Source organism: Bifidobacterium sp. RTP21102st3_E2_RTP21102_210122 (genome assembly GCF_040916945.1).
In the GTDB taxonomy this organism is placed as follows: domain Bacteria; phylum Actinomycetota; class Actinomycetes; order Actinomycetales; family Bifidobacteriaceae; genus Bifidobacterium; species Bifidobacterium longum.
This window is the reverse complement of record NZ_JBCPAN010000008.1, coordinates 11,242-36,172: the sequence shown is the minus strand read 5'-3', so window position 1 is coordinate 36,172 and position 24,931 is coordinate 11,242. Positions and strand designations below refer to the sequence as shown.

Here is a 24,931-nt window from a genome sequence, read left to right as displayed (position 1 = left end):
TTAGATGGTGGAGCCCCCCCTCAGTCCGCTTCGCGGCCAGCTCCCCTCTCTGAGGGGAGCTGTCGGCGTTAGCCGAGTGAGGGGAGTAACAACGGCTCTCTGGTTGTTCAATGCGTGCGGAGACCGCCGTCTGAGGCCGAAGGCGTACGAAGGTACGTCGAGTGCCGAAGAAAGGCGGTATACGCTCCCTCGAACGATCAGAGCATGCAGGAGACGCAGCCTTGGACTTCAGTGCCTTCCAGGGCTTGCTGGCGGATGCGGATGTAGTAGAGGGTTTTGATGCCCTTGCGCCAGGCGTAGATCTGGGCCTTATTGAGGTCGCGGGTGGTGGCGGTGTCCGGGAAGAACAGCGTCAGCGACAGTCCCTGATCCACGTGCTGGGTGGCCTCGGCGTACGTGTCGACGATGGCCTTCCAGCCGATCTCGTAGGCGTCCTTGTAGTACCCGAGGTTGTCGTTGGTCATGTAGGCGGCCGGGTAGTACACGCGCCCGATCTTGCCTTCCTTGCGAATCTCGATCTTGGAGGCGATCGGGTGAATCGAGCTCGTGGAATGGTTGATGTACGAGATCGAGCCGGTGGGCGGCACGGCCTGCAGGTTCTGGTTGTAGATGCCGTCCTTCAGAATCGCGTCGCGCAGGGCCTCCCAGTCGGCCGCAGTCGGGATCGCGATGCCGTACTGTTCGAACAGCGCACGGACCCGTTCGGTGCGCGGAGTGAGCGAACGACGACCATCGGTGTACTTGTCGAAGTAGTTGCCCTGGCCGGCCGGCTTGGCGTAGTCGCTCGTAGCGAAGCTGGCGAACGTGCGGCCATGCTCCACGGCGAGCGCGTGCGAGGCACGGTAGGCGTGGTAGGCCACGGTCATGAAGTACATGTCGGTGAAGTCGAGGCCCTCTTCAGAACCGTACTGGATGCCTTCGCGGGCCAGGAAGCCGTGCAGGTTCATCTGGCCGAGACCGATGGCGTGGCCCTCCTCATTGGCTCGGCGAATCGAAGGCACCGCGTTGATGCTGGTGTGCTCGGCCACCGAGGTGAGTGCGCGGATCGCCGTCTCCACCGTGTGGCCCAAGCCGCCATCCATCGCCTTAGCGATGTTGAGCGAACCCAGATTGCAGGAGATGTCGCGGCCGACATGCGCATACGTGAGGTCCTCGTTGTATGCGCTCGGCTCCTGAACCTGCAGGATTTCCGAGCACAGGTTGGACATGGTCACGCGACCTTCGATCGGGTTCGCGCGGTTGACCGTGTCCTCGAACACGATGTACGGGTAGCCGGATTCGAACTGCAGTTCGGCGATGGTGGTGAAGAACTTACGGGCGTCGATGTAGGTCTTCTTGATGCGGTCATCGGCCACCATCTCGTCATAATGCTCGGTAACGGAGATGTCGGCGAACGGCTTGCCGTACACGCGCTCCACGTCGTACGGGCTGAACAGGGCCATCTGGGCCTTCTGTTTGGCCAGTTCGAACGTGATGTCCGGAATCACCACGCCAAGAGCCAGCGACTTGATGCGGATCTTCTCGTCCGCGTTCTCTCGCTTGGTATCCAGGAAGCGCAGGATATCAGGGTGGTGGGCGTTGAGGTACACCGCGCCCGCGCCCTGACGTGCGCCGAGCTGGTTGGCATAGGAGAAGGAGTCCTCCAGCAGCTTCATGACCGGAATCACGCCGCTGGACTGGTTCTCGATGTGCTTGATCGGGGCACCGAGCTCGCGCAGGTTGCTCAGCAGCAGGGCCACGCCACCGCCGCGCTTGGAGAGCTGGAGGGCCGCGTTGATGCCGCGCGAAATCGACTCCATGTTGTCTTCGATGCGCACCAGGAAGCAGCTGACCGGTTCGCCACGCTGGGCCTTGCCGAGGTTCAGGAAGGTCGGGGTGGCGGGCTGGAAGCGGCCGGCAAGCATTTCGTCGGCGTATTCGATGGCCTGCTGCTCATTGCCGGCGGCGAGCTCCAGGGCCACAGCGGCGCAACGCTGCGGGAAGTCCTCAAGATAGAGGCGACCATCGAACGTCTTGAGCGCGTAGGACGTGTAGAACTTGAACGCACCAAGGAAAGTGCCGAACTCAAAGCCGGCGGATTCCACGTGCTCGTAGATGCGGTCGAGGAATTCAGCGGAGTACTGGTTGAAGACCGCAGGGTTGTAGTACTGGTTGCTGATCAGGTATTCGAGACGCTCGGCGGTGGAGGCGAACCGCTTGCTGTTGGTGGCCACGTGCCCTGTCACGTATTCGCGTTCGGCGGCCTTGTCTTTGTCGAACTGGATCTTGCCGTCGGCGTCATAGAGGTTGAGCATCGCGTTGAGCGCGTGGTAATCGTGCGCCGGGTCGTACTGTTCCGCTGCGGTGTCGGCAGTATTGTCGAGCGGCAGGCCGGTGGCGGTGAGGTCAGTCATTGGAAATCCTTGGAATATGGCAGAAGTGTGTTTACTCAGACAGTTGCTCCCCCCAGTCAACTTCGTTGACAGCTCCCCTCGGAGAGGGGAGCCAATACCTCGAGGGGGTCAAGATTTACTGTTCGGTGAAGAAGCGGACGAGGCCGTTTCGCACGGCGGCAGTGTCTTCCGGGGTGCCCATGAGTTCGTAACGGTAGAGGTAGGGCACCTTGCATTTGGCGGCGATGATGTCTCCGGCGGCACAGTAGGCCTCACCGAAATTGGTGTTGCCTGAGGCGATGACGCCGCGAATCCACTCGCGGTTGGCTGGATCGTTGAGGAAGCGTTTGACCTGAATCGGCACTGCTTTCTTGACCACGCCGCCGCCATAGGTGGGCACCATGATGACGTACGGTTCGCGGATGTTTAGCGCCGGGTCGGCGGCCCGCAACGGGATGCGGTAGACGTTGATGCCTTCGTCCTGCAAACGGCATCCGGCCACGAACCGTGCGGTGTTTTCGGAGGCCGACGAGAAGTAGACCAATGCGCCGATCGTCTTGCCTTCGGCCGCGAATTCGGGCTGGCTCAGACTCACGCGGACACCGTGGCGGCGGCGCGGTTGTCGGCGGCCACCTGCTGGGCGACTTCGCGAATCAGGTCGGGGCGGTAGCCGGTCCAGGAGTTGTCCGGCGTGATGACCACCGGAGCCTGCTGGAAACCGGCGGCCTGCAGCTGCTCAAGGGTGGAGGGGTTCTGCGTCAGGTCCACGGTTTCAAACGGCACACCCAGCTTGGTGAGCTGGCGCTTGGTGGCATCGCACTGCGGGCAATGCGGCTTGGTGAACACGGTGACGGTCATGGCGACTCCCCTTGATGTGGTTCTGATGAACAGTGAAGCGAAGGCCATATTACAGCGGTGTGATTTGAAATCAAGGCACTATATGTAGTGGCGCGTGTCACATAACAAACCTAGATATAGGGTTTTTCGTTGATATTCCGCCATTCCCATGCACCCCCGAAAATCGGCGTGCAGCGACCCGCCCAATCACATGTGGCATTGTTCACATTTGCGTTTGAACCGCTCTTCGACTGATCCTCAACCGCCCTGCAACCGCCATCTTGAGTTTCGAGGGGCTGTTTTGACCCTTTCCGGAGATCTATCTCCGTTTCGAGGGGCTGGTACTCAAGTAAGCGCATCCCCAAAATGGCGGAATGACGGTGGGGCGAAGCCGTTTATACCCGTGTTCTAGCGGGCCACCAGCCCCTCGAAACGGGAGTAAACCTCTACGGAAGGCCAAATCAGCCCCTCGAAGCGGAGAACGGATACCTCGGCACCCCGTGTGGAGCCAGAAGGCCCGGCCGGATGTCCAAACGAGCATCCGGCCGGGCCTTAAAAGTAGTTGTTCAGTTATCAGAATCGATGCGGCGCGATACTACTCCGCGTCTTTACGGCTCCAACAGATCTTCGATGCGGCAGCCAAGCGTGCGGGCCAAAGCGAGCACGGTGGAGACGGCAGCTTTGCCAAGGTCTTTGCGGCGCTGCTCGTACATTTGGATGGAGCGCAGGGTAACGCCGGAGCGGCGGGCCAGCCCGGATTGGCTGAGTCCGGCGCGCACGCGGATCGTGTGCAGCCGGGAGTCGCCCTCGGTGCGATTATGGGCGGCCCGCTCGTCGTACACGTCGACGAATCGGCTTTCGTCGGCTTCGTGCAGAGTCGGGTGCAGTCGCACGATATCGTCGAGCGACAGCACATCGAGAATGTCCGAGAACCGCACTCCCCTGGCCCATTGGCAGTATGCGAGTACCCATCCGGCCCAGTATTCGGGTGTTGAGCCGGCGCGCAGTGCGGCTGGCGGCATATCGAGAATGCGCGCCCAACCGGTTTGCCGCATGATTTCGGCCACCAGCTCCTCGCCGGACATGCCACACACGTATTTGGGCGTGCCTCGCCCGAAAAGCGCGGCCGCCTCGGAGGTGGCGAAGAAGTCCATGAATAGGCCGACCGGCAACCCGCAATCGTTCAGCGCATAATCGAAGGCGCCGGCCAAGTTGGCCATGGCGTCCGGCAAGTATGTCTCATCATAGGCGGGGATCATCGTTGGTCACTTTCTCGCGGATGATGTCGCGCATGAACAGGCCGTCGAGATCGGCTTCTGCACTTTTGCGGCGGTAGGCTTCGCGAGCTGTGCGGTCGCGCTCGTTACGCAATCCGTGGTAGGTCGAAGCGCGGGCGATTTCGCAGCCTTGGAACCGCAGTGCCGCGAATGCCTGAGGACTGGCGAGTACGATCTGCTTGCCGAGCTCGCCCAACCGCATCGCCTCAGCGAGTTGGTCGATGGAAATCGCGTTATTGACAAAAGCGCGGGCGAACGAGAAATACGAATCGTCGGCACGATATCCGACGATGACGTCAGCCTGACTGGCATCCGGCAGAAACACTTGTTTCAGATATTCGATGCCTTGCGCGGCGACGGCGGTGGTCGGCTGGAAACGACGGTTTTCGACCAGCATGGCCAGCCAGTTCAGGATGGTGTAGGGCGGCTGGGACAGGTCCAGGAAGAGGAGCCCGTCCGTGGTCAACGTGTACCGATTCGCGAAACCGTCATCCAGTCCCGCGCACGCCCATTCCTTGGCCAGCTCGACCCTGCGCGTGCAATAGAATCCGCGGCCATAATCGTTGTTCGGCTTGACCAGCCCGTATTCAGGATGCTTGATGACATGCGAAGAGCCATGCCACAGTTCGATCGATGCGGTCTCCATTGGCCGGCTCCTTCTCTCTCTCCTTACATATTCTTGATTATATCACTGTGGTGATAGTCATAAGGGAAATACGAGGTGAAAGACACTGTTGTATACGTTCGTACACAACGTGAAATGTATACGAACGTATACAACACTGACGTCCGGAGTCATGCTCCGCAGTGGCGCAGCGGGCGCGCCACTACAATCGGAATATGGGACCGAAGACGTGGAAGAAGTGGACGGACTGGCCGCTGATGGTGCTGTCCGTGGTGTTTCTGGTGGTGTATTCGTGGGAGATTCTCTCCCGCACGCATATCGCGCTGTGTGAAACCGTCATCAACGTGATCTGGGTGGTGTTCGTCGTCGATTATGTGGTCTCGCTGTGGTTGGCCGACGATCGCTGGCGGTGGTTCAAGCACAACCTGTTCACGCTGCTGACCATCGCGCTGCCGATGCTCCGGCCCTTGCGACTGTTGCGTTTGCTGACCGTGCTGCACGTGCTGAACCGCACCTCCGGCATGGCGGTGCGCGGGCGCATCACCGTATACGCGGTCGGCGCGGTGGGAATGCTCATGTACGTGGGCGCGCTGGCCGTGTATTCCGTGGAGCGCGGGGCGTCCGGATCCACGATCACCGACTTCGGCACGGCGTTGTGGTGGGCGTTCGTGACCGTGACCACCGTGGGATATGGCGACTTCTCGCCGGTCACCTTCCAAGGCAAGATCATTGCGGTGGTGCTGATGTTCACCGGCATCGCGTTGATCGGTATTGTGACGGCCACGCTGGCCTCGTGGATCGTGGATCAGGTCAATCTGGAGACGGATCGGCGCGAGGACGCTCGGGAGAAGGAAGTGGCCAAGGAAGCCGCGCAAGAGGCTATTGCAACATCAGCCAATCCCGAAATCGACCTATTGCGCGAGGAAGTGCGTGAGCTGACCGCTACGGTAGCCGGTCTGCGCACCGAACTTGAGCGACGTTGATTGGCGAAGCGGGACAAACAACGATTCTGCCAAGAAGGTCCGCGTCAGTTGTTGTCACCGCGGATTGCGGCAGAATCATTGTCGCCACGGCTGTTTTCTTCAGTCGGCTCAACCCAACTTTTGATAATTTTTATTTTTTTGATATTTTTGATAATTTTTATTTTAGGTTGATTCAGCGAGGAGGCGGTCCACATGAAGGCAAAGGAAAACCCATTCAAGCCAACGGCAGGAGGGGAACCGCCCCTGCTCATCGGCCGAGGCAAAGTTATCCGCGATTTCGAGAAAGGTCTCGATAACGGAGTCGGTGCCCCAGGGCGCATTATGCTCGTCACCGGCGCTCGTGGAACCGGAAAAACCGTGATGCTCACTGTGTTCGGAGACCGGGCCAAAGCGCGCAGATGGGATGTCATCGAAGAAACGGCCTCTGCCGGACTATGCGAACGCCTTGTTGATGCCTTACGAACCGGGCGAGGGGCCCTTGACCACCTCACTATCCGACCATCGTTGACTTTTGCTGGAGCGGGCATCGGCCTCGGAGAAGCCGAACTATCCCCGAAGCGTATGCCCGAAACGTTGAGAAGTGCCATTGCCGGACGGTTGGATGCGCTTGAGAAGCGCCATGCTGGGTTGCTTATCACCATTGATGAGACTCAAGCGGCTGAGCGATCCGACATGATTGCCATCGCCACTGCCATACAGCATCAAATCAGGGAACGACGCAATATCGCCATCGTGTTCGCCGGTCTCCCACAGATGATTTCTGATTTGTTCAATGACGAAGTCATCACGTTCCTACGTCGCGCGAAAACGAACATACTCACAGATATTCCTCTTGATGAAGTGCGCGATGCTTTCGCCACAACATTCCGCGCCTCCGGCATGTCCATCACCGACGCTCAATTAAGCACTGCAGCCAATGTGACAGCCGGATACCCCTATATGATTCAACTGGTTGGCTACCATATCTGGGATGCCGCAGACATGCGGGACTCGGATACCATCATCGACGCTGATGTTACGGCAGGTATCGAGGAAGCACGTATTGACCTTGATAACGCCGTGTGCATCCCGGAGTTGCAAGGCTTATCCAAAAACGACCGTGAGTATCTCGAAGCCATGGCAGCGTCAGATGGTCCCTCTCCCACCGTGAATGTTGCACAGCGCATGGGCAAAACGCCTAACTATGCCGCCACCTACCGCAAACGCCTCCTTGACGCCTTCGTTATCCGCGAAACAGAACGAGGCGAAGTCGATTTTGCCGTGCCCTTCCTGCGCGAATACTTGCGTCGGAATCAGTAATCGGCACAATGCACAGTATCGATATATTCCGTTCCATATAATGACTTTTCGCATTCAGATACACAATGGACGGCCTGTTGAGTAGCGCTCAGCAGGCCGTCCATTCTATTTAGCTATTCAGTTATCGGAGACACACCTCAGGCCTTGGCCTGAGCGCCAGCGACCTGCTGGGAGGCCATCACGCCGAACAGGTAGCCGTCTTCGGAGAAGTATTCGAAGGTACGACCGGCGAAGTCGCGGCATTCGAATCTGATATCGTTATCGATTCGATCAGCGGCTCACGATACTGCCCTTGCATCGCTGTGCCACTGTTGAATGTGCCCGGCTGGCTCACCTTTGGGTCACCGCCGACACATCCTTGATGCCGATGGTTATAGAGTCGCAAATTCACGACTGGCGCACCTGCCCACGCACCTATCCTGTCATTTCGAGCGCATAATTTGCTACCACATCCGGTCAGGGCAATCGACCTTAATGGCGTAAACGGCACTTCTCAATACGTAAACGGCATTTATTCTTGGCTCCCCTCTCAGAGAGGGGAGCCAAGAAATATCAAGCTCGGCCTCCCAGGAGAGAGCCAGAATAATGCACCAGCAAGGCATTAGGATGGAGGGCATGAGCGATTTGAACGCGTTGAATCTTGAGCCCGGCGAAGTGGTTGGTGGGTATACGCTGATCTCCCGGCTCGGCTCAGGAGCTATGGGGTCGGTGTGGCGGGTGCGCGACGACGGCGGCACCACCTATGCCATGAAGATTCTGCGCGACTCCCTGACCGACGAGTCAGTGGCAGGCTCCGGCTCTGCGTCCACGGCCCTGCACGACCCCGACCTCAAGCCCGATGTCACGCCGCGCGAGCGCCTGCGGCGCGAGGCCATGGCCTTGAAGAAGATCAATCATCCGGGTGTGTGCGGCATCGTGGATATGGAACTCGACGATACGTTGGCGTTCATCGTCACTGAACTCATCGAGGGCAAGAATCTTAAGGATGATGTGGCCGCCAATGGCCGGTATGTGGGCGACGATCTGGAACGCTTGGCCCGCAAGCTCATCGAAGCCACCAAAGCCGTACATGCGGCCGGCATCGTCCATCGCGACATCAAACCCACCAATGTGATGGTGTCGGCCGCCGGACCGGTATTGGTCGATTTCGGTATCGCGATGGGCGAGGGCGAAAGTCACGTGACCCGCACCGGCCTAGTGATGGGTACACCCGGATTCATCGCACCCGAGATTATTGACGGTGCCGAATCCGACGACGCCACCGATTGGTGGTCGGTGGCGTCCGTGCTCGCTTTTGCCGCAACCGGCGCGCCTGTGTTCGGCACCAAGCCGATGATGGCGGTACTTGAGCGCGAGGCCTCGGGCAACGCGAATCTTTCCGGACTACCGGCCGGCACATTGGCTGCCTTCCGTTCTGCACTGGACCCGGATCGCAGGGATCGTTGCACGCCGGATCAATTGCTGAATGCCATCGCCTTGGATGCGTTGAATCCCAACGCTTGGCAGGGCGAGCAGGCGGGACCGTTCGCCGCGGGAGCCGTGGCTGGACAACCGGCTGCGATCGTTGCCGAAGCCGCGGAGGCGATGCCCCCTTTTGGCGCGGCCGGCGGCGTTGACCGCAATAATCCCCGAACCATCTGGCGCGCGGCCGAGGAAGCCGCTGAGGCTCCCACCATGGCCGTGTTCTCCGGCAATAAGGGCGATAACGGCGATGGCGAAACCGCCGTATTCTCGCCGGCTGGCGCCGCTACCGCCACGCTGCCCTTAGCCGATATGCCGCCACGTCCGCCGGCCGGTGCGGAGCAGGCCACGCAACTGTTGCCCGACGCTGCTGCCGATTTCACCGACGACGCCGGCACACAGGTACTCACCGGCGCGACCACACCGATGCCGGACCAAACCACGCCAATGGCCGAGCGCACCACCGTACTCCCCACGCCGCAGCCGTCATCATTCCCCCCGTCCGGCACCGCCCAGAGCAGCTGGGATCCCGCAAGCAACCAGCCCACAGCGGTGGACCCCGCCATTCGCCCGGCATTGCAGCGCATCATCGACCAAACCGCCCAAGCGGCCCCCACCGAAACCATGGTCCAAAATCCTCCCATGCCCAATCCGGTGGACGTGAAGCGAGGGGAATATCTGCAGCGCGGCACCCTGCCATTGATCCTGCTGGCGGCGCCGCTGGCGGCACTGGCGGCAAATGCTCCGCTCGTGGCCATCATCGCGGCCACTGCGTTGTTGTGGCTACTGCTCACCCTGGCCTATAACACCGAACCCCAGCTTGAGCGCGAGGGCAAACGCGGCGGCGAGCGCAAAAACTCCGATTCGTGGATTCGCGTGGCGACTTTTCCCTGGCATCTGGTCAAAGCCCTGCTGCTGGCCATTCCCCGCATACTGCTGCTAGTCATCATCTATATGGCGGGAACCGCCGTGGCCACCGCGGCTCTGGCACTGCCCGTTCACACCATCTCCTGGTATTTCACCGCGGATTGGGGTATTCCGGTGCCGTTGCTCAATGATGTGCCGTTCTCCGCTTCCGGGCTGGCGCTGGGCGGTTTCATGGCCATCGGCTGGCTGGTCACTGTGTTCGCCCCACAGTCGATGATGATTCGGCTGGGGGGCGGCGTACTGCGCGGGCTCAAACACAGTCGCCCGGCGGGCGCCCCATCCACCGAAGTGGGTGGGGCTCCACCTGCTCCAGTGGCGCCGGCGCCCAAGGGCGGCGGGCGCGGCACCGTGCTGTTCACCATATGGGCCATCATCACCGTGGCCTTGTGCGCGATGCCGATTCTGGGCATGCCGATCAACTGGATGCCGTTCGCCTAGAGCGGGGCGGAATCTCACACATCAGCCATCCGCACACATGGCCGTTGTGTATCCGATACGTTCGTTCCGTCACACTTTTACAGGGAATTCACCTCAGATCAGCTCTGGGCGCAGTCCTCCTCAGGCCCGGTCATTATGATGGGGCCAAACACCGAAGCGATCTCAAGGGGATATCCATGTCAGATCAGAAGCACCAAGCCAAGCGTGCCACACGCGCTGAGCGCCGAGCGGCCGAGGAGGCCGCCCAGCAGGCACGGGCCGAGCAGGCAGCCAAGGAGCGTAAGCAGCAGACCATCATCGGCTGCATTGTGGTGGCCATTATTGTGGTGCTGGTGGCCATCGCTGGATTCGCCGTATACAAGGCTATGCGGCCGTCCAACACCAGCAGCAGTAGCCAGCAAAGCAACATGACCGTGGACGAGGCCTATAGCAAGCTCAAGAAAGTCAGTACCCAGCCGGCTAACGCCGACGACAAGGCCGGCTTCGTAATCTCCAACAAAGGGTATGGCCAGAAAGCCGAGGGGGCTCCCACCGTATCCATCTACATGGAACCGCTGTGCCCCGGCTGCGCCTCGGTGAACCGCCAACTCGACCCGACGCTCGTCAAGCTGATGAACGCAGGCCAGCTCAACATCGATTTGCACTTCCTCAATTTCCAGAACAACAAGAGCTCCGACAACTACTCCAACCGCGTGTTCAACGGTGCCATCTACATTGCCGAGCATGATGACGATCCCGACCACCTCATGAGCTACCTCTCCAACATCTACGCTGAGGATTTCCAGCCGGGCGAATTGTCCAATTACGAGCCGGTAAACAACGCCAAGCTGGAGAAGCAGGCCGTCAAGGCCGGCGTGAGCGAGGATGTGGCCGCCGCGGCGTTCAGCGGCAAGAACGAATACCTCGACTGGCTCACCGCCTCCAACAACTACACGATCCTGCGCCCCGAACTGTTCAACAGCTCCGGCGCCTTCTCCTCCCCCACACTCACCATCAACGGCGAATACTGGGATCTGAAGCAGCTCACGCTGGCGGACACGAATATGGTGGACGGCTTCCTCAAGTCCATTGGGCTGGATGCTGACCAGGTAGGCGTGGAAGGCAAAATGCCATCCATCGGTGCCAGCGGAAAGCCGATTTCGGTCGCCTCCTGATGCTGCGTGGCCGAATAAGTTGACGCCGCGACATATGCAATACCGCCTGCGGCTCGGCTTAAATTGACCACTCGGGAAGTACCGGTATACTAGTCATTTGTTCGCAACGATTTACGCGTTAAGAACAATCGCCTCTTTAGCTCAGATGGCCAGAGCGGCCGCCTTGTAAGCGGCAGGTCGTCGGTTCGATCCCGACAAGAGGCTCGTCGCGCAGAAAAAATGGCGTATTATGTGATACGTAGACTTTTCTACGCATATAATTCTTACCTTGGGTAAGTACTCCAGGAGCCTTCCCCCAATTATGGGCTTCCTGGAATGAGGGCGGAGCGTCCCCCAACCAGCTCCGCGCCTTCAAGGGGGCGGGAACATCCCCTTCTCTCCCGCCCCCCTTTTCTTTTCTTTTTTTGAGCTCAGAACAATCTGACGAGCAGGAATGGTGACGGTGGCCGGTGAAACCGCAGTACGGGCCGGAACAACCGTTACGATGGGTGGCGTAATCGTTCACCCAGCAGGAAGAGTATGGCAATGGCACGGCGTTGGACCCCGCAGCGGTTTGTTACACTGCGTCGCATCCGCGTAATCGCCTGTATCGCGGCGACCAGTATCGCGCTGGCTGGATCATTCGCGTTCACCGCGCGTAAATCCGTGGCCCTGAACATCAACGGGCAAACCACCCAAGTCACCACATATGCGATGACGGCCACCCGTCTTCTGGAGGAACAAGGGGTGGATATCAAGACCCACGATATCGTCACTACCTCGTCCGGCGACCAGCTCGCCAATCATGCCGTGGTCACCGTACAGTCCGCCTACCAGACCACTATCAACATCGACGGCACGTCCGTTCCCTTCTGGACCGTGGCCACCAGTGCCGACCAGCTACTGGGATTTTTCGAGGAAAACCAGAACAACGCCGCGAAGATCACCGTCGACATCAAGAACGTGTACAACCAGCTCACCGGCGGCCTGGTGATCAACCAGTCCGGGCCGGTCACCGTCATCGCCGACGGCAAAAGCTCGGTGGCCCCCAATGGCAAGCTGCCGGCCGCCTCCATCCTCGATTCCAAGGGCATCGTGCTCAACAAGGAGGATCGCGTCAACGTTGAGAAAGACGGCGACGAGACCATTCTGCGCGTACGCCGCGTGACCCACGGCGAGGAGACGCGCACGTCCGTGATTCCGTTCTCCACCCAGACCATCATCGACCCGAATCTGGCTGAAGGGCAAGCCGATGTGCGCCAGCAGGGCGTCAACGGCGAGAAGACGCAGGTGTACGACGTCACCTATGTGGATGGCGTGGCCGAATCGGAGACGCTGAAATCGGAGACCGTCACCTCGATGGCCATCGACCAGATCATCGCCGTAGGCGCCGCCAAGTCTGATACCGATAAAGGTTCCGATAAGAAATCCGACTCCGCCGATAACGGCAAGGCCGATTCCGGTTCCAACAATCAGCACGAGTCGTCCAACAACAATGCCGGCAACACCGGCAATTCCGGTAACACTGGCAACACCGGTAACACTGGCAACACCGGTAACACTGGCAACACCGGTAACACTGGCAACACCGGCAACTCCGGCAACTCCGGCAACACCGGTAACACCGGCGGCGGTACGAACAACAATTCCGGCTCTTCTGGCTCCGATTCAGGAACAACCACCACGCCTTCCGGTCGACTCTGGCATGCGACCGTAGCCCAGGCTCAGGCCTATGCCGCCGGTGCCGCCGCGCAGCGCGGGTGGACAGGCAACGACTGGGATTGCCTGGTCAAACTATGGAACCGCGAGTCCAGATGGCTGTGGTATGCCGAAAACGCGAGCTCCGGCGCCTACGGCATTCCTCAGTCGCTACCAGCAGACAAAATGGCTGCGTTCGGCGCCAATTACCGTGACGATGCCGCCGTACAGATCGATTGGGGTCTGTGGTACATCGCACAAAGATACGGCAGCCCGTCCAAGGCATGGCAACATTCCGAACAAATCGGTTGGTACTGATCGGTTACGAAGCCCACAAGGAACACACGCTTATGAACGACACCATTCCCGCCACCGGTCACCTGTTAGGCGCCGCCGATATCCGTCGTATCGCGGCCGATGCCGGCATCAGCCCCACCAAGAAATTCGGGCAGAACTTCGTCATCGACCCCGGCACGGTCCGTCGTATCGTACGCGAGGCGGGAGTGACCGCTGCCGATCATGTCATGGAAGTCGGCCCCGGCCTGGGATCGTTGACGCTGGCGATTTTGGAAACCGGCGCCACCATGACCGCAGTCGAAATCGATCCGCCGCTGGCCGAACGACTGCCGGGCACAGTCGCCGAATTCATGCCCGAAGCCACGTCACGACTCACCGTCGTCAATCGGGATGCCTTAACCGTCACCCCGGAGAACGTGCCTGATTTCAGCGATGACGCATCGTTTACGCTGGTCGCCAATCTGCCGTACAACGTGGCCACGCCGATTCTGCTCACGCTGTTGGAGCGTTTCGACAACCTCGGCTCGTTCTTGGTGATGGTGCAAAAAGAGGTGGCCGACAGACTCGCCGCCAAGCCCGGTTCCAAGATCTACGGCACGCCGAGCGTGAAGCTCGCCTGGTATGGCACCGCCGAACGGGTGGGCACCATCGGCCGCAATGTGTTCTGGCCGGCTCCCAATGTGGATTCCGCGCTCGTCAAATTCACCCGGTATCAGGCCGATGACCCGGCTGCCCCGGGAACTGCGAACAGCACAGACGACGGCACACAACGGGAACTCGTATTTCGTCTGATCGATGCGGCATTCGGTCAGCGTCGCAAGACCCTGCACGCGGCATTGAAGACCATTGCGCCCTCCGAGGCATTCTCCATCGCCGGCATCGATCCGACCCGTCGAGGAGAGACGCTCACCATCGCCGAATTCACCGCTCTGGCCAAGGCCATCGAATCGTGTGGAGATGGAGATGAGGCACAATGAGTCCGGTAATCTCACATCCACGCTCAGCCGCTGCCCGACATCAGTCCGATGAGCTCTCCCCCATCACCATTACGGTGGATTGCCCGGCGAAAACCAATCTCACCTTGGAAGTGGGACCTGCTCACGACGAATGGGGCGGACGCCACGAACTGGACACCATCTACTGCGCAATCGGCGTATACGACACCGTCACCGCAACCGCCAAGCAACCCGGAGCAGGATTCTCTCTGGAGCTCGAAGGCGCTTATTTGGGCGACTTGGCCTCCTCACGCAGCGACATGCGCCGCAACCATGCGGTACTGGCCCTCTTCGCCATGGCCCAGGCGGCCGAGCGCGAGCCGGATGTGGCGTTGACCATCACCAAGCGCATTCCCGTGGGTGCCGGACTAGGCGGCGGTTCAGCCGACGCCGCGGCGACCATGCTGGCGGTCAATCGTCTCTGGGAGCTGAACTGGCCCATAGAGCGCCTGCGCACCATTGCTGCCACGTTGGGCGCGGACATGCCGTTCTGCCTGACCGGTGGCCTTGCATACGGCACCGGTTTCGGCGAACGCATCACGGATATCGCCCCCGGCAGCCGCGATGAGCTGGCGCTGATAGAACAGGGATTCAGCGGCGAAGTATTGGTCGGCGCATACCAGTCGCAACTCAGCACTCCTGAGGTCTACCACACCTTTGACATCGTGGGAGCCGCAGAAGGCGACCGCAATCATCTGCAGGCTGCGGCAATCAGCCTGCATCCCCGCAGCGGGCAGGCCATCGACGCCGCCACGCAGGCGGGTGCCAGCCATGCATTCGTCTCCGGATCCGGCCCCTCAGTGGTCGCTTTCGCCGCCGACGAGGCAGCGGCACAACGCATTATCGAGGTGTGGCGCGATACAGCTGTGGTCGATCGTATTATTCGAGCCAAATCTCCCGAACACCCCAATATCAGCGTCAGACAGTGACGCTAAGGTAGCAACCAGCCACCCGACCCATGAAAGAAGTCCACCGATGACGTATCAGGTTGATGAACGTGAAGCCCGCAAGGCGTACGTGCGCCGCCGCCAGACCATCGTCTTTTCCATCAGCGGCGCGGTATTGGCAGTAGTGCTGGTCATAGCCCTACTGTTCAATTTCCACGTTTTCGGCCTCGGCGAAGTGGAGACTCCGGCCAGCCAGCCGAATTACGGCAACGCGGCGCCGTGCGCGGTCAAGGACAGCAGCGGCAAAGCGCAATACGTGTCCAACGCTTCGGTCGGCATTCGCGTGATGAACGGCACCTCTCACGGCCAATTCGCCAAGGCCGTGGGTGAAGCTTTGGCCAATCGTGGATTCAGCGTGCAGAAAATCGATAACTATTCCAGCACCGACGTTGAACGCACCACCATCTACTTCGGCAAGAACGCCATTAATCAGGCGTATACGCTGATCGGCAATTTCACCGACGCCACCATGATCATGACGGCTCGCGAGGATCAGCTCATCGATGTGGTCATCGGCGCCACGTTCAACGATCTGCAGGACACCAACTCCTCCCCGCAATCCGGTAAGACCATCACCAATATCGAGGGTTGCAAGGCCGCCGATAGCATGACCAAGCTGCCCGCCGACACCAAACACGACGCATACACGGCGCAGTAAGGCGCATACAGCTTCATCTTCGCGAAAAACCGTACGCTGACACGTATTCAGCGTACGGTTTTTTGGTATCGGACTAGTATCGGACTACTGAATCTCGGCGTACCAGCGCTTGAGTTCTTCGACGGCCACATCGTGGTCCACCGGACCGTTATCCAAGCGGTATTCCAGCATGTGCTTGTAGGCGCGGCCGATCATCGGGCCGGGCTCCAGGCCCAGCAACTCCATAATTTCGTTGCCGTCCAGATCCGGGCGGATCGCGTCGAAGTCCTCTTTCTTCTTGAGTTCGCGGACGCGCTCCTCCATCTCATCCATGGCCTGGGAGAAGATCATCGCCTTGCGTTTGTTTTGTGTGGTGGCATCCGCACGCGTGAGCCTGTTCAGCCGCTCATAGAGGTGCCCGGCATCCTTGACATACCGGCGTACGGCCGAATCGGTCCACGGCTCGTCCACATAGCCGTGGAAGCGCAGGTGCATATTCACCAGTTCCGAGACGTCCTCGACCAGATGGTGGTCAAAACGCAGCGCCTTCAAACGCTTGCGGGTCATTTTGGCACCCACCGCGTCATGGTGGTGGAAGCTCACCTTGCCGCCCGACTCGAACCGGCGGGTCTTCGGCTTGCCGATATCGTGCATCACGGCGGCCAAGCGCAGCGTCAGGTCGGGGGCGGGCACCGGGCCGTCCGGGCCGGTTTCCAGGGCGATAGCACGTTCGAGCACAATCATCGTGTGCTCGAAGACGTCCTTGTGGCGGTGGTGTTCGTCGATCTGCAATTGCAGGGCCGGAATTTCCGGGAAGACGATGTCCGCAAGACCGGATTCGACCAACGCCTCAAGGCCGGCGCGCGGACGGTCGGAGAGCAGCAGTTTGGTCAGTTCGTCGCGCACACGCTCGGCGGATACGATGTCGATGCGGTCGCGCATCGAGGTAATCGCCTCGGCCGCGTCCGGCGCGATACGGAAGCCCAGCTGGGCCACGAATCGCACGGCGCGCATCATACGCAACGGATCGTCGTCAAAGGACTGTCGCGGATCCACCGGCGTGCGCAACACGCCCTTGGACAGATCACTGGCACCACCGAACGGGTCCACGAATTGCAGGTCGGGCACGCGCAGAGCCATCGCGTTGACGGTGAAGTCGCGGCGGGACAGGTCGCCCTCAAGCGTGTCGCCATAATTGACCTCGGGCTTACGCGAGTCCGGATCGTACGTGTCAGAGCGATAGGTGGTGACCTCCACCTTGACCTCGGTGCCGTCCGGGCGGCGGCGCATGGCACCCAGCGTGCCGAACTTGCGCCCCATGTCCCAGAAGCCGTCATGCCCCCACCGGCGCAGTATCGGCTCGAACTGCTCAGGCCGTGCGGATGAGCAGAAGTCCAAATCGTGGCTCTTTCTATGGAGCAGCAAATCCCTGACCGGGCCGCCGACCAATGCCAGCTCGTAACCCTGTTCGGCGAACAGTCGACCAAGTTCGATGGCTTCAGGCCATACTTCGAAATCCAATGGGCACCTTCCCGCGTGCGACGTTTTTCTGCCCTACCAGCATACCGTTACCCCACCTGCACACGGGGTTGAGTAAGGTGGAGAATATGATTACGCCCGCCGACCTTGCCCGCATGCTGGGGCAAACACCAGATTCGGCGGATAGCCATACCCAAGACCACCTGCTGTATACGTCCGAAACTCCGCATCATTCCGCCGATTCGGGCGATTCTTCCGATGTCGGCGGCACCGCGAGCCACTCCACCAATCAGGCCGTTCATCAAGACGAAGTAGACGCAGTACCGACTGCGCAACATTCCGGTGTGCCTGGCACACCCGCAACGCCCGCCACACCCGAACCATCCGAATCCGAAATATCGGACGCCGCCAGCGACATGCCCGCACCGAAGCCGATGATGCCCACACCGGCCACCGTCTTCGGCATGCATGCCACCGTCACCATCGCCACTACCAGCGGCACTATCGAGGGGCAGGCTGATGGTATCGCCGGCGAGGCCGGTGCCGAGACGATTGCCGAGGTCGAGCCGATTATCGCCACGGCACAAACGTCCGTAACCATCGTCACGAACGATCCCGCGGCGACCGCTCACGCGGCCGTAGATGCTGCCGTTGCGGTCGCCAAGGCCGCCGCCGCGCACACCACAGCGATACCGACTCCGCGCGACGTGCTGATGCCGCCTGCGGCACGTACCGCACCGGCCGCAACGTCAGCGCATCCCACGCCGGCCACGGTCTTCGGCCGGCACCCGTCCGGAGATGTTGCCTCGCCGGAACCGGCAGTGCCGGTAGAACCGGTGACGCCATCCGGCCCGACTCCGGCCATGATGCCGCAACGCCGTACGTCGGACGGTCCGACCACATTCGCTTCACTGGATGCCCAGGAACTGCCGGTCGTACGCGAATATTCGGCAGGCGGTCTGATTTTCGATGACCAGAACCGCGTGGCCATTATCGCCCGTCATTCCCGCTCCGGCCATCTCGAATGGTGCTTGCCGAAGGGGCATATCGAAAAAGGCGAGACCCCGCAGCAGACCGCTGTGCGCGAAGTGCATGAAGAGACCGGCATCCTGGGCGAGGTGATCGATTCCATCGCCACCATCGACTACTGGTTCACCGGTACCACGCAGCGCGTGCACAAGCTGGTCCATCACTTCGCGCTCAAACAGACCGGCGGTGAACTGACGGTGGAAGGAGACCCGGATCATGAGGCGGAAGACGCCATCTGGGTGCGTTTTGAAGATTTGGATGACGTGTTGAGCTATCCCAACGAACGCAAAATCGCGTGGCTCTACGCCAGGAAGAAGAACAGGCAGGCAAACGAGTGAACCTACCCGGAGTCTTACGACATTGCACACGTCTGGCACACGCACTGGCGGCTGGCGTCGCCGTTGTGGCGATGCTGGCCGCTCCATTGACCGTCTACGCGAACGATACGACGGACACGACTGATTCATCCGATACGACGGACGCAACGGGCAATCAGACCGAGAATCAGCCCAAGCAGAGCATTGCCATCACGCAAAGCACCCCCATCGTCACCTCCAAATCGGGCTATCGTGTCACCGCGGTCATCAGCAATACGGACAGCACGGCCACGTCAAGCGGCACACTGCACCTGACCACCAATGCGTTGTTCACCTTTGTCTCGCGCACCGATATTCAGAATTGGGCCGAGAACAACGCCCCCATCCCAACCCCCAACGAGTTGGGTTCCGTTGACGTGCCATCGATTCCCGCCGGCGGCACTGCCACCGTCACCATCGAGGTGAACGCCAATCAGCAGACCCTTGCCTCCATAGGGAGTTGGGGACCGAAACCGCTGATGCTGTCGTATATCGTTGGCAATCAGATACTCGCCGATTTGCCGAGTTTTCTGACCCGATCTTCGGATGGGCTCAACACCGCGACAACACCGGCCATGAACCTGACCGTGGCCATGCCCTACACCGCCAGCGGCTGGCAGGTCGATAACAAGGCCATCAGCAATCGCATTGCCGAAACCACCACTTCCTCGACATCAACATCGTCCAAGTCCAACAGCACGGACAAGGCCGACAAGTCCGATAACGCCGACGCCAGCAACGCGGCCAAAGCCACTGATACGCAAGCCATATCCTTATCCGAGCAGGATGCCGATACCGCGCGATCCCTTGGGCAGACATTCGCCAAGCACCGCTCGCTGCAAGTGATCGCGGATCCTCTGTATTGGCGTCAGTCCGCAGTGCAACCGTCCATTGCCGGCATCATGCAGCCCGCCGACTTTGACATCACCGCCTATACCGCGCTGGGTGATACCGCGGCCTACGAAAAGGCCGGCATCACCACTGAACAGTGGAACGCCAAGCAGGCGGCCGCATGGTATGCCGCCGGAAACGACTCCGAAACACCCTCCGCGTACGCATGGCAGGGCAACAACTGTTGGACGTTGGATGCGCTGACCGCGGCACGAGAGCAGGGCTATGACACGGTGATTGCCGATGCCTCTTTCGATGCCGACCAGACTGAAGCCGTACACACAGGCACCTACGTGGTGGATACGTCTGCCGGCGATGTCACCGTGCTGAAGGAGCAATCGACCTTGGGCACGCTGGCCAAGGGCCAAGCCACCAGCACGGACGCGCAGGCCGAGTCCAGCGATGCCGGTCGGTTGGCCCGACTGGTCGCTCAGAGCGCGTTCTACCAGATGGAACAGCCTTATACATCCCGATACCTGCTTATGACGTTCTCCCGCACCACGGAGGCCGGCTGGATCGATCAGGTGATGAGCGCCTTCGAGCAGGCGTCCTGGTTGAATCTGACGGACCTGAAGACCATGGCCGAGGCCGATCCGTACAATGTCAGCGATTCGGTCAATCCCGACAAGGCCGATGATGCCGACACCGCCAATACCCGGTCGGCGTTGAGACAGTTGGCTGACAGCCGGCATGACATCATGCGCATGGCCACCTCCATATTGAGGAACGAGATTGATTCCGACGAGGTCTCGTCGTTGGACCCGCAGGCCCTGGCCCGGCAGGACGCCAATGACACCGTCTCGCACAGCAACGATCCGACGCAATGGATTGGCTCTTTGCTGGTGCTGCATGACGATATGGCGCTGCGATCCATGTCTGGCTCCCCCCAGCCGACAGCCACGCGAAAAGCCATGGTCAGAGCCGCGAAAACACTGGCCAGCGATCTTCTGAACGGCGTACGCATCAACCCATCGGAATCAATATCCGTGTTCAGCGAATCCGCGAAAATGCCAATCACCGTCAGCAATGACCTTCCTTATGCCGTCAGCGTGCAGGTCAACTCGCTGACTGACTCCATGCAGATCGTCACCTCGCGAACCACTGACATCGATATTCCCGCGCATAGCGACGCTCAGGTGACCTTCACCATCCGCGTTTCCACTTCCGGCTCATCGACGGCCCATGTGTCGCTGAGCGACCGGGAAGGCAACAGCTTCGGCAACACGCAGGATACCGCGATCACCAGTGTGATGCGCGTCAGTGATGCCAGCGGTTTCATTATCATCGGCTTCGCCGTGCTACTGTGCATTATCGGCCTGTGGCGGCAGTTCCATCGGAAGAAGGACCCCGACGAATGAGTTCAACCGTAGGTCGTAATTCCCTGATCATGGCCACGGGAACCGCTGCTTCCCGTGTGACCGGTCAGCTCCGCACGATTCTTCTCGCTGCGGCCATCGGCACCACTGGATTGGCGGCCAACGCCTATCAGGCCGGTTCCATGATTCCCCAATCCGTGTTCACGCTGGTGTCCGGCGGCATCTTCAACGCCGTGCTGGTGCCCCAGATCGTGCGCACGTTGAAAGAAAAAGACGCCCAAGAACGACTGAATCGCCTGATTACGTTGGCCATCGGCATCCTATTGGCCATGACCGTGGTGATGGCGGCGGCCAGCCCTCTGCTTGCCCGCCTGTACGTGGGTAGCGACGATCACCAGATGATAGCCCTGACCGCCTCGTTCACCCTGTGGTGCATGCCTCAGGTGTTCTTCTACGGCCTGTATACGGTGTTGGGTCAGATTCTGGCCGCCAAAGACCATTTCCTCACGTATGCGTGGAGTTCCACCGGCGCGAACATCATCAGTTGCACTGGTTTCGTCGCTTTTATTCTGCTGTTCAGCAAGGCCAATGAACAGCCCCTCGAATTCTGGACCGCCGACAAAATCGCGCTTACCGCAGGCACCTGGACTTTGGGCGTGGCCTTCCAAGCGCTGATACTGTTCCTGCCGCTGGCCCGTATCGGATTCAAATACAAACCCAGCTTCGGGCTTGGCGGCTTTGGACTCAGGTCTATGGGTCCCGTGGCGTTAGGCTCTTTGGGCGTGGTGGTCACCAGTGAGATCTGCGGCATTATCCTTACCCGTATCGCCACATCCGCACCGCAGCGCGCCCACGAACTGACGGGTGCCAGCCTGTTCAGCGTGGCAGGCAACGCGACCTATCAGAATGCGTACACCCTGTTCATCCTGCCCTATTCGCTCATCGCCGTATCGGTATCCACGGCTATGTTCCCCAAGATCTCCCGTTCCATCGCAGCTGCGAATCTGGATGAGGCACGGCACGATCTGGTGAGCGCGCTGAACAACGTAGGGCTGCTGATCATATTCTTCGCCGCCGCCATGGTCGTGTTCCCCGAACCGATCATCCGCGCATTGCTTCCGTCCGTCTCGATGGACGAGACCATGCTGATCTCCTACGCGCTTATCGCCTTGTCTATAGGCATTCCATTGGGGTCGGCGTTCCTGCTGATCCAGCGCACGTTCTACGCCTTTGAGGACGGCCTGCACCCCTTCCTGTCCGCGGTGATGCAGTATGGATTCACCTCGGTATTCATGATGATTGGCATGATGGTACTTCCTCCTGAGCATTGGGTACTCGGTATCGCCTGCTCGGTGACACTCGGTGGATTACTGGCGTTGCCGCTGACATTGATGATGTTGCGCCGCAAGTTCGAAGGCAATCTTGGTGGTCGGGAGATCACGAGGACATATGCCAAGGCCATTGTGGCGGCGCTGGCTTCCGGAGTTGTGGTCTGGCTGATCAAACGACCGGTAGTCGCACTGTTCGGCGCGGATATTCGATCGGTAGGCGGGCACATGAGCTGGTGGTCTGCACTGGCCATCTGCGTGGTGCTCACCATCGTGCTGGCCGTAGTATATGTGGCTGTGTTGTGGGTGATACGCACCCCGGAACTCATCAGCGCCTATCACTCGATACTGGCCCGTCTACACAAGACTCCGGCCAGTGAGGACGTTGCTGTGACAGCCCAGCCGGAAAAAGTCGACGATACGCAAATCAATCCTGAGACGGAGCCCGTCAAGGACAGCCCCACACGTAGAATATCTAAGACCAGTCTCGAACACCAATCACACGGAGCCGAACGCACTATGAAACCGCAACTCGGAGACACGATTCTCAACCGATACACCTTGGTATCGTCGTTGCGTGAGGAGCCTGGCATTCAGGCATGGAAAGCCAACGACCGTGTGTTGGCAAAGGATTGCCAGCTGTTCATCATTACCAATCGCAGCGCTTTCGCCGCAATCGATGAGCTCGCTGGTCGCATCGCCGCCACTCGCCCTGATCGTGTGATTCCCGTACTGAAATACCGTATGGAATCCGACGTACTTCTCATTGTCATGCCGGTGGACAGCGGCCAATGCCTGACTGACTACATGGTGGATACCGACAAGCCGCTCAGCTACAGCGCCATCCGGTCGATTATCGGAGAATGCGCCAACGTGCTGCGCGAGGTCATTGCGGATACTCCCAGCAGCATCGTCATCACAACCGACACCGTTCGAGTGACTACCTCCGGTGTGCAGATTGCCGATGCACCATGTGCCACGATGCTGGCCGACACGTCCGCTACTGATCTGCGTACGGACGGTCCTGAACGGTATGCGATTCGCCAGCTTGCGGCATTGCTCTATGCCCTGCTGACACGCACGCCAAGCCAAGCGACACCCACATTCAATCTGCGCGCCTTGCCGCAAGACACCCCTGGCGAATTCCGCGTGATTTGCAAGCGTGGATTGGCCTTAAGCAAGCCCGACGAGCACACGTTGCCGATGGCTGCCCTTGTAGAACTCGACGCCTTGTTGGGTAATTGGAAGCCGCTCTCTGAACTGAGCGATGCTGATATCGCTTTGCCGAGCGTGGAAAGCGATTGCTCGATTACCAAGGCGATACTGAAGCCCGCCAACGAGACCGATATCGTGCCTATTCCCAGCACGTTGATTAACAGCAACAGTCTTCCGGAATTGTCTATTACCCCTTCCCTGCCGATTCAGCCGGCCGCCGTCCCCGCTCCGCACGCGATGTCACCGGTTCCTCTGCCTGATGGGTCCAGTACTGCTGACGGCAACCAGTCTCAGTCTGATGCCCGCCGTCTGTTTGACTTCAACCTTTCTGACGCCTGGGAGCACGAAAATCTTTCCGGTGAAGGCACCGGTGACTGGTACAGCGAAATGAATCCGGCCCCTATCGGCGGTCCGGGTGATAATACTCGGTTGACAGTGCCTATTGTTACCGGCGGTATTTCCGATGCCACCGTGGGAGAGACAACCAGTCGTATTCCCGTGTTCGACGCCAGCGGCCGTGCTGTGGCTCCCGGTGAGGAATCACTGCGTGCCTTGGAAGAGGAGCAGGCCCGCATTGCCGAAGTAAGCGCCATTCCTCCGAGCTTCACACCGAAGGATGTGCCGGATGACGAGGTTGACAGCAAGCTGCCCGATGAACATCTGTTCGGCAAACTGTCGACCAAGGTCGTTGCCATCATTGTGGCTCTGATATTGGTAGTGGCAGCGGCTGTTTGGGCAGTGCATGCGTTCCGATCCTCCGGAGACAATCCTGCCGATGCTTCCAGCAACTCCAGTGAAGGTGACTGGCCCGATATCAATGCTGACGCTGTGCCATTCGGTGGCAGCGAGAACGCGACGAACGGTGGCACCACTGACGATTCTTCAAAGTCGAGTGATGACACTCAGAGCGAATCCAAGGACTCGGTATCAGACAAGTCCAAGAAGTCCGAGACTGCTGATTCGTCGTCCAAGAAGACCAAGGCCAAGAAGTCCGGCGATAAGGATTCCAGCGCTGTTCCGCAACCGAGCCATGAGAACAACACGGCGTTTACGATTTCCAGCGCCAACTTCCTGTCGAATCCTGGCGGCCAATCCGGGTACGCATACTACATGCACCTTGACCAGCCGCAGGATGCGTACCGCATGGTTATCACCATCCGCACATCCGGTGGTAAGGGCTATATTCGCGCAAATACCACTGGAGACCCCACTCAGGGCAAGCAGGTGGCCGAATTCACCTTTGCTGAAGGTGGCACTACTGAGGTGAAGTTCACCAAAGCCGTCAAGACGCAGGATCTGCTGCTGTGGGTGCCATCGGGTAGCCTGCCGCAGAACCAGCTGTACATCGAGAAGGTGGAGGTCTTCTAATCGGCATCTATACCGATAACTGA

Annotated in this window: 18 protein-coding genes and 1 tRNA gene; 12 read left to right on the top strand and 7 right to left on the bottom strand. The window is 59.7% G+C overall.

Translation table 11 applies throughout. The features are described 5' to 3' along the window. Nucleotides 1–197: 197 nt before the first annotated feature. The 5 genes from nrdE to AB5287_RS09380 all read right to left on the bottom strand — a co-directional run bounded on the left by nrdE (nt 198) and on the right by AB5287_RS09380 (nt 5,132). On the bottom strand, nt 198–2,393 hold the full coding sequence (gene nrdE / locus AB5287_RS09400) for a class 1b ribonucleoside-diphosphate reductase subunit alpha (protein WP_007054636.1): 2,196 nt from the start codon (nt 2,391–2,393) through the stop codon (nt 198–200). A 115-nt stretch (nt 2,394–2,508) separates the two neighbouring features. Beyond that, complete coding sequence (gene nrdI, locus AB5287_RS09395) at nt 2,509–2,967, bottom strand: class Ib ribonucleoside-diphosphate reductase assembly flavoprotein NrdI (protein ID WP_165502019.1); 459 nt, start codon at nt 2,965–2,967, stop codon at nt 2,509–2,511. Continuing rightward, nucleotides 2,964–3,230, bottom strand: a complete 267-nt coding sequence (locus AB5287_RS09390; protein ID WP_007051803.1) for a glutaredoxin family protein — start codon at nt 3,228–3,230, stop codon at nt 2,964–2,966. Before AB5287_RS09390 ends, nrdI begins: the two co-directional genes overlap by 4 nt. 587 nt (nt 3,231–3,817) lie before the next feature. After that, nucleotides 3,818–4,468, bottom strand: coding sequence for a helix-turn-helix transcriptional regulator (locus tag AB5287_RS09385; RefSeq protein ID WP_007054640.1), 651 nt, complete (start codon nt 4,466–4,468; stop codon nt 3,818–3,820). Further along, nucleotides 4,452–5,132 carry a DUF3990 domain-containing protein gene (locus AB5287_RS09380; protein WP_131288366.1) on the bottom strand — a complete coding sequence of 227 codons (681 nt, stop codon included), beginning with the start codon at nt 5,130–5,132 and terminating at the stop codon, nt 4,452–4,454. Before AB5287_RS09380 ends, AB5287_RS09385 begins: the two co-directional genes overlap by 17 nt. 161 nt (nt 5,133–5,293) lie before the next feature. On the opposite strand from AB5287_RS09380, the gene AB5287_RS09375 reads away from it, so the two are divergent. Continuing rightward, nucleotides 5,294–6,094 (top strand): potassium channel family protein, encoded by an 801-nt coding sequence (locus tag AB5287_RS09375; RefSeq protein ID WP_256755323.1) that lies wholly within the window; start codon nt 5,294–5,296, stop codon nt 6,092–6,094. Nucleotides 6,095–6,138: 44 nt separating this feature from the next. Here AB5287_RS09375 and AB5287_RS09370 read toward each other — a convergent pair whose 3' ends face one another. Further along, nucleotides 6,139–6,288 carry a hypothetical protein gene (locus tag AB5287_RS09370; protein WP_007056563.1) on the bottom strand — a complete coding sequence of 50 codons (150 nt, stop codon included), beginning with the start codon at nt 6,286–6,288 and terminating at the stop codon, nt 6,139–6,141. Here AB5287_RS09370 and AB5287_RS09365 point away from each other — a divergent pair. The 8 genes from AB5287_RS09365 to AB5287_RS09330 all read left to right on the top strand — a co-directional run bounded on the left by AB5287_RS09365 (nt 6,287) and on the right by AB5287_RS09330 (nt 15,947). Beyond that, complete coding sequence (locus tag AB5287_RS09365) at nt 6,287–7,393, top strand: ATP-binding protein (protein WP_007056552.1); 1,107 nt, start codon at nt 6,287–6,289, stop codon at nt 7,391–7,393. The genes AB5287_RS09370 and AB5287_RS09365 overlap by 2 nt on opposite strands. 606 nt (nt 7,394–7,999) lie before the next feature. Further along, nucleotides 8,000–10,219 (top strand): serine/threonine-protein kinase, encoded by a 2,220-nt coding sequence (locus AB5287_RS09360; protein WP_007056561.1) that lies wholly within the window; start codon nt 8,000–8,002, stop codon nt 10,217–10,219. A 176-nt stretch (nt 10,220–10,395) separates the two neighbouring features. Further along, on the top strand, nt 10,396–11,373 hold the full coding sequence (locus AB5287_RS09355) for a disulfide bond formation protein DsbA (protein ID WP_100987034.1): 978 nt from the start codon (nt 10,396–10,398) through the stop codon (nt 11,371–11,373). Between the two features lie 130 nt (nt 11,374–11,503). Beyond that, nucleotides 11,504–11,577, top strand: a tRNA-Thr gene (locus tag AB5287_RS09350). 315 nt (nt 11,578–11,892) lie between these two features. Then, nucleotides 11,893–13,368: a G5 domain-containing protein gene (locus AB5287_RS09345; RefSeq protein WP_368221105.1), complete on the top strand. Its 1,476-nt coding sequence runs from the start codon at nt 11,893–11,895 to the stop codon at nt 13,366–13,368. Between the two features lie 32 nt (nt 13,369–13,400). After that, nucleotides 13,401–14,324 carry a 16S rRNA (adenine(1518)-N(6)/adenine(1519)-N(6))-dimethyltransferase RsmA gene (gene rsmA / locus AB5287_RS09340; protein WP_007051794.1) on the top strand — a complete coding sequence of 308 codons (924 nt, stop codon included), beginning with the start codon at nt 13,401–13,403 and terminating at the stop codon, nt 14,322–14,324. Further along, on the top strand, nt 14,321–15,271 hold the full coding sequence (locus AB5287_RS09335) for a 4-diphosphocytidyl-2C-methyl-D-erythritol kinase (RefSeq protein ID WP_007051793.1): 951 nt from the start codon (nt 14,321–14,323) through the stop codon (nt 15,269–15,271). The genes rsmA and AB5287_RS09335 overlap by 4 nt, the downstream gene beginning before the upstream one ends. 46 nt (nt 15,272–15,317) lie before the next feature. Then, entirely contained in the window at nt 15,318–15,947 is a 630-nt protein-coding gene (locus tag AB5287_RS09330; protein ID WP_007051792.1) for a LytR C-terminal domain-containing protein, read from the top strand. Between the two features lie 84 nt (nt 15,948–16,031). Here AB5287_RS09330 and AB5287_RS09325 read toward each other — a convergent pair whose 3' ends face one another. Then, on the bottom strand, nt 16,032–17,447 hold the full coding sequence (locus AB5287_RS09325) for a CCA tRNA nucleotidyltransferase (protein WP_007051791.1): 1,416 nt from the start codon (nt 17,445–17,447) through the stop codon (nt 16,032–16,034). Nucleotides 17,448–17,533: 86 nt separating this feature from the next. On the opposite strand from AB5287_RS09325, the gene AB5287_RS09320 reads away from it, so the two are divergent. The 3 genes from AB5287_RS09320 to AB5287_RS09310 all read left to right on the top strand — a co-directional run bounded on the left by AB5287_RS09320 (nt 17,534) and on the right by AB5287_RS09310 (nt 24,908). Next, nucleotides 17,534–18,772, top strand: coding sequence for an NUDIX domain-containing protein (locus AB5287_RS09320; protein ID WP_368221102.1), 1,239 nt, complete (start codon nt 17,534–17,536; stop codon nt 18,770–18,772). A 71-nt stretch (nt 18,773–18,843) separates the two neighbouring features. Next, nucleotides 18,844–21,039, top strand: coding sequence for a DUF6049 family protein (locus AB5287_RS09315; RefSeq protein WP_368221116.1), 2,196 nt, complete (start codon nt 18,844–18,846; stop codon nt 21,037–21,039). Then, entirely contained in the window at nt 21,036–24,908 is a 3,873-nt protein-coding gene (locus AB5287_RS09310; protein ID WP_368221101.1) for a lipid II flippase MurJ, read from the top strand. Before AB5287_RS09315 ends, AB5287_RS09310 begins: the two co-directional genes overlap by 4 nt. Nucleotides 24,909–24,931 lie beyond the last annotated feature (23 nt).

What these genes read in the sequence shown, in the direction of transcription:
- AB5287_RS09370 (WP_007056563.1), bottom strand. Translation starts at nt 6,288, where the DNA reads ATGTGGACCGCCTCCTCGCTGAATCAACCTAAAATAAAAATTATCAAA.
- AB5287_RS09330 (WP_007051792.1), top strand. Translation starts at nt 15,318, where the DNA reads ATGACGTATCAGGTTGATGAACGTGAAGCCCGCAAGGCGTACGTGCGC.
- AB5287_RS09335 (WP_007051793.1), top strand. Translation starts at nt 14,321, where the DNA reads ATGAGTCCGGTAATCTCACATCCACGCTCAGCCGCTGCCCGACATCAG.
- AB5287_RS09365 (WP_007056552.1), top strand. Translation starts at nt 6,287, where the DNA reads ATGAAGGCAAAGGAAAACCCATTCAAGCCAACGGCAGGAGGGGAACCG.
- AB5287_RS09345 (WP_368221105.1), top strand. Translation starts at nt 11,893, where the DNA reads ATGGCAATGGCACGGCGTTGGACCCCGCAGCGGTTTGTTACACTGCGT.
- AB5287_RS09355 (WP_100987034.1), top strand. Translation starts at nt 10,396, where the DNA reads ATGTCAGATCAGAAGCACCAAGCCAAGCGTGCCACACGCGCTGAGCGC.
- rsmA (WP_007051794.1), top strand. Translation starts at nt 13,401, where the DNA reads ATGAACGACACCATTCCCGCCACCGGTCACCTGTTAGGCGCCGCCGAT.
- AB5287_RS09390 (WP_007051803.1), bottom strand. Translation starts at nt 3,230, where the DNA reads ATGACCGTCACCGTGTTCACCAAGCCGCATTGCCCGCAGTGCGATGCC.
- AB5287_RS09360 (WP_007056561.1), top strand. Translation starts at nt 8,000, where the DNA reads ATGGAGGGCATGAGCGATTTGAACGCGTTGAATCTTGAGCCCGGCGAA.
- AB5287_RS09310 (WP_368221101.1), top strand. Translation starts at nt 21,036, where the DNA reads ATGAGTTCAACCGTAGGTCGTAATTCCCTGATCATGGCCACGGGAACC.
- AB5287_RS09380 (WP_131288366.1), bottom strand. Translation starts at nt 5,132, where the DNA reads ATGGAGACCGCATCGATCGAACTGTGGCATGGCTCTTCGCATGTCATC.
- AB5287_RS09315 (WP_368221116.1), top strand. Translation starts at nt 18,844, where the DNA reads ATGCTGGCCGCTCCATTGACCGTCTACGCGAACGATACGACGGACACG.
- AB5287_RS09320 (WP_368221102.1), top strand. Translation starts at nt 17,534, where the DNA reads ATGATTACGCCCGCCGACCTTGCCCGCATGCTGGGGCAAACACCAGAT.
- nrdE (WP_007054636.1), bottom strand. Translation starts at nt 2,393, where the DNA reads ATGACTGACCTCACCGCCACCGGCCTGCCGCTCGACAATACTGCCGAC.
- AB5287_RS09385 (WP_007054640.1), bottom strand. Translation starts at nt 4,468, where the DNA reads ATGATCCCCGCCTATGATGAGACATACTTGCCGGACGCCATGGCCAAC.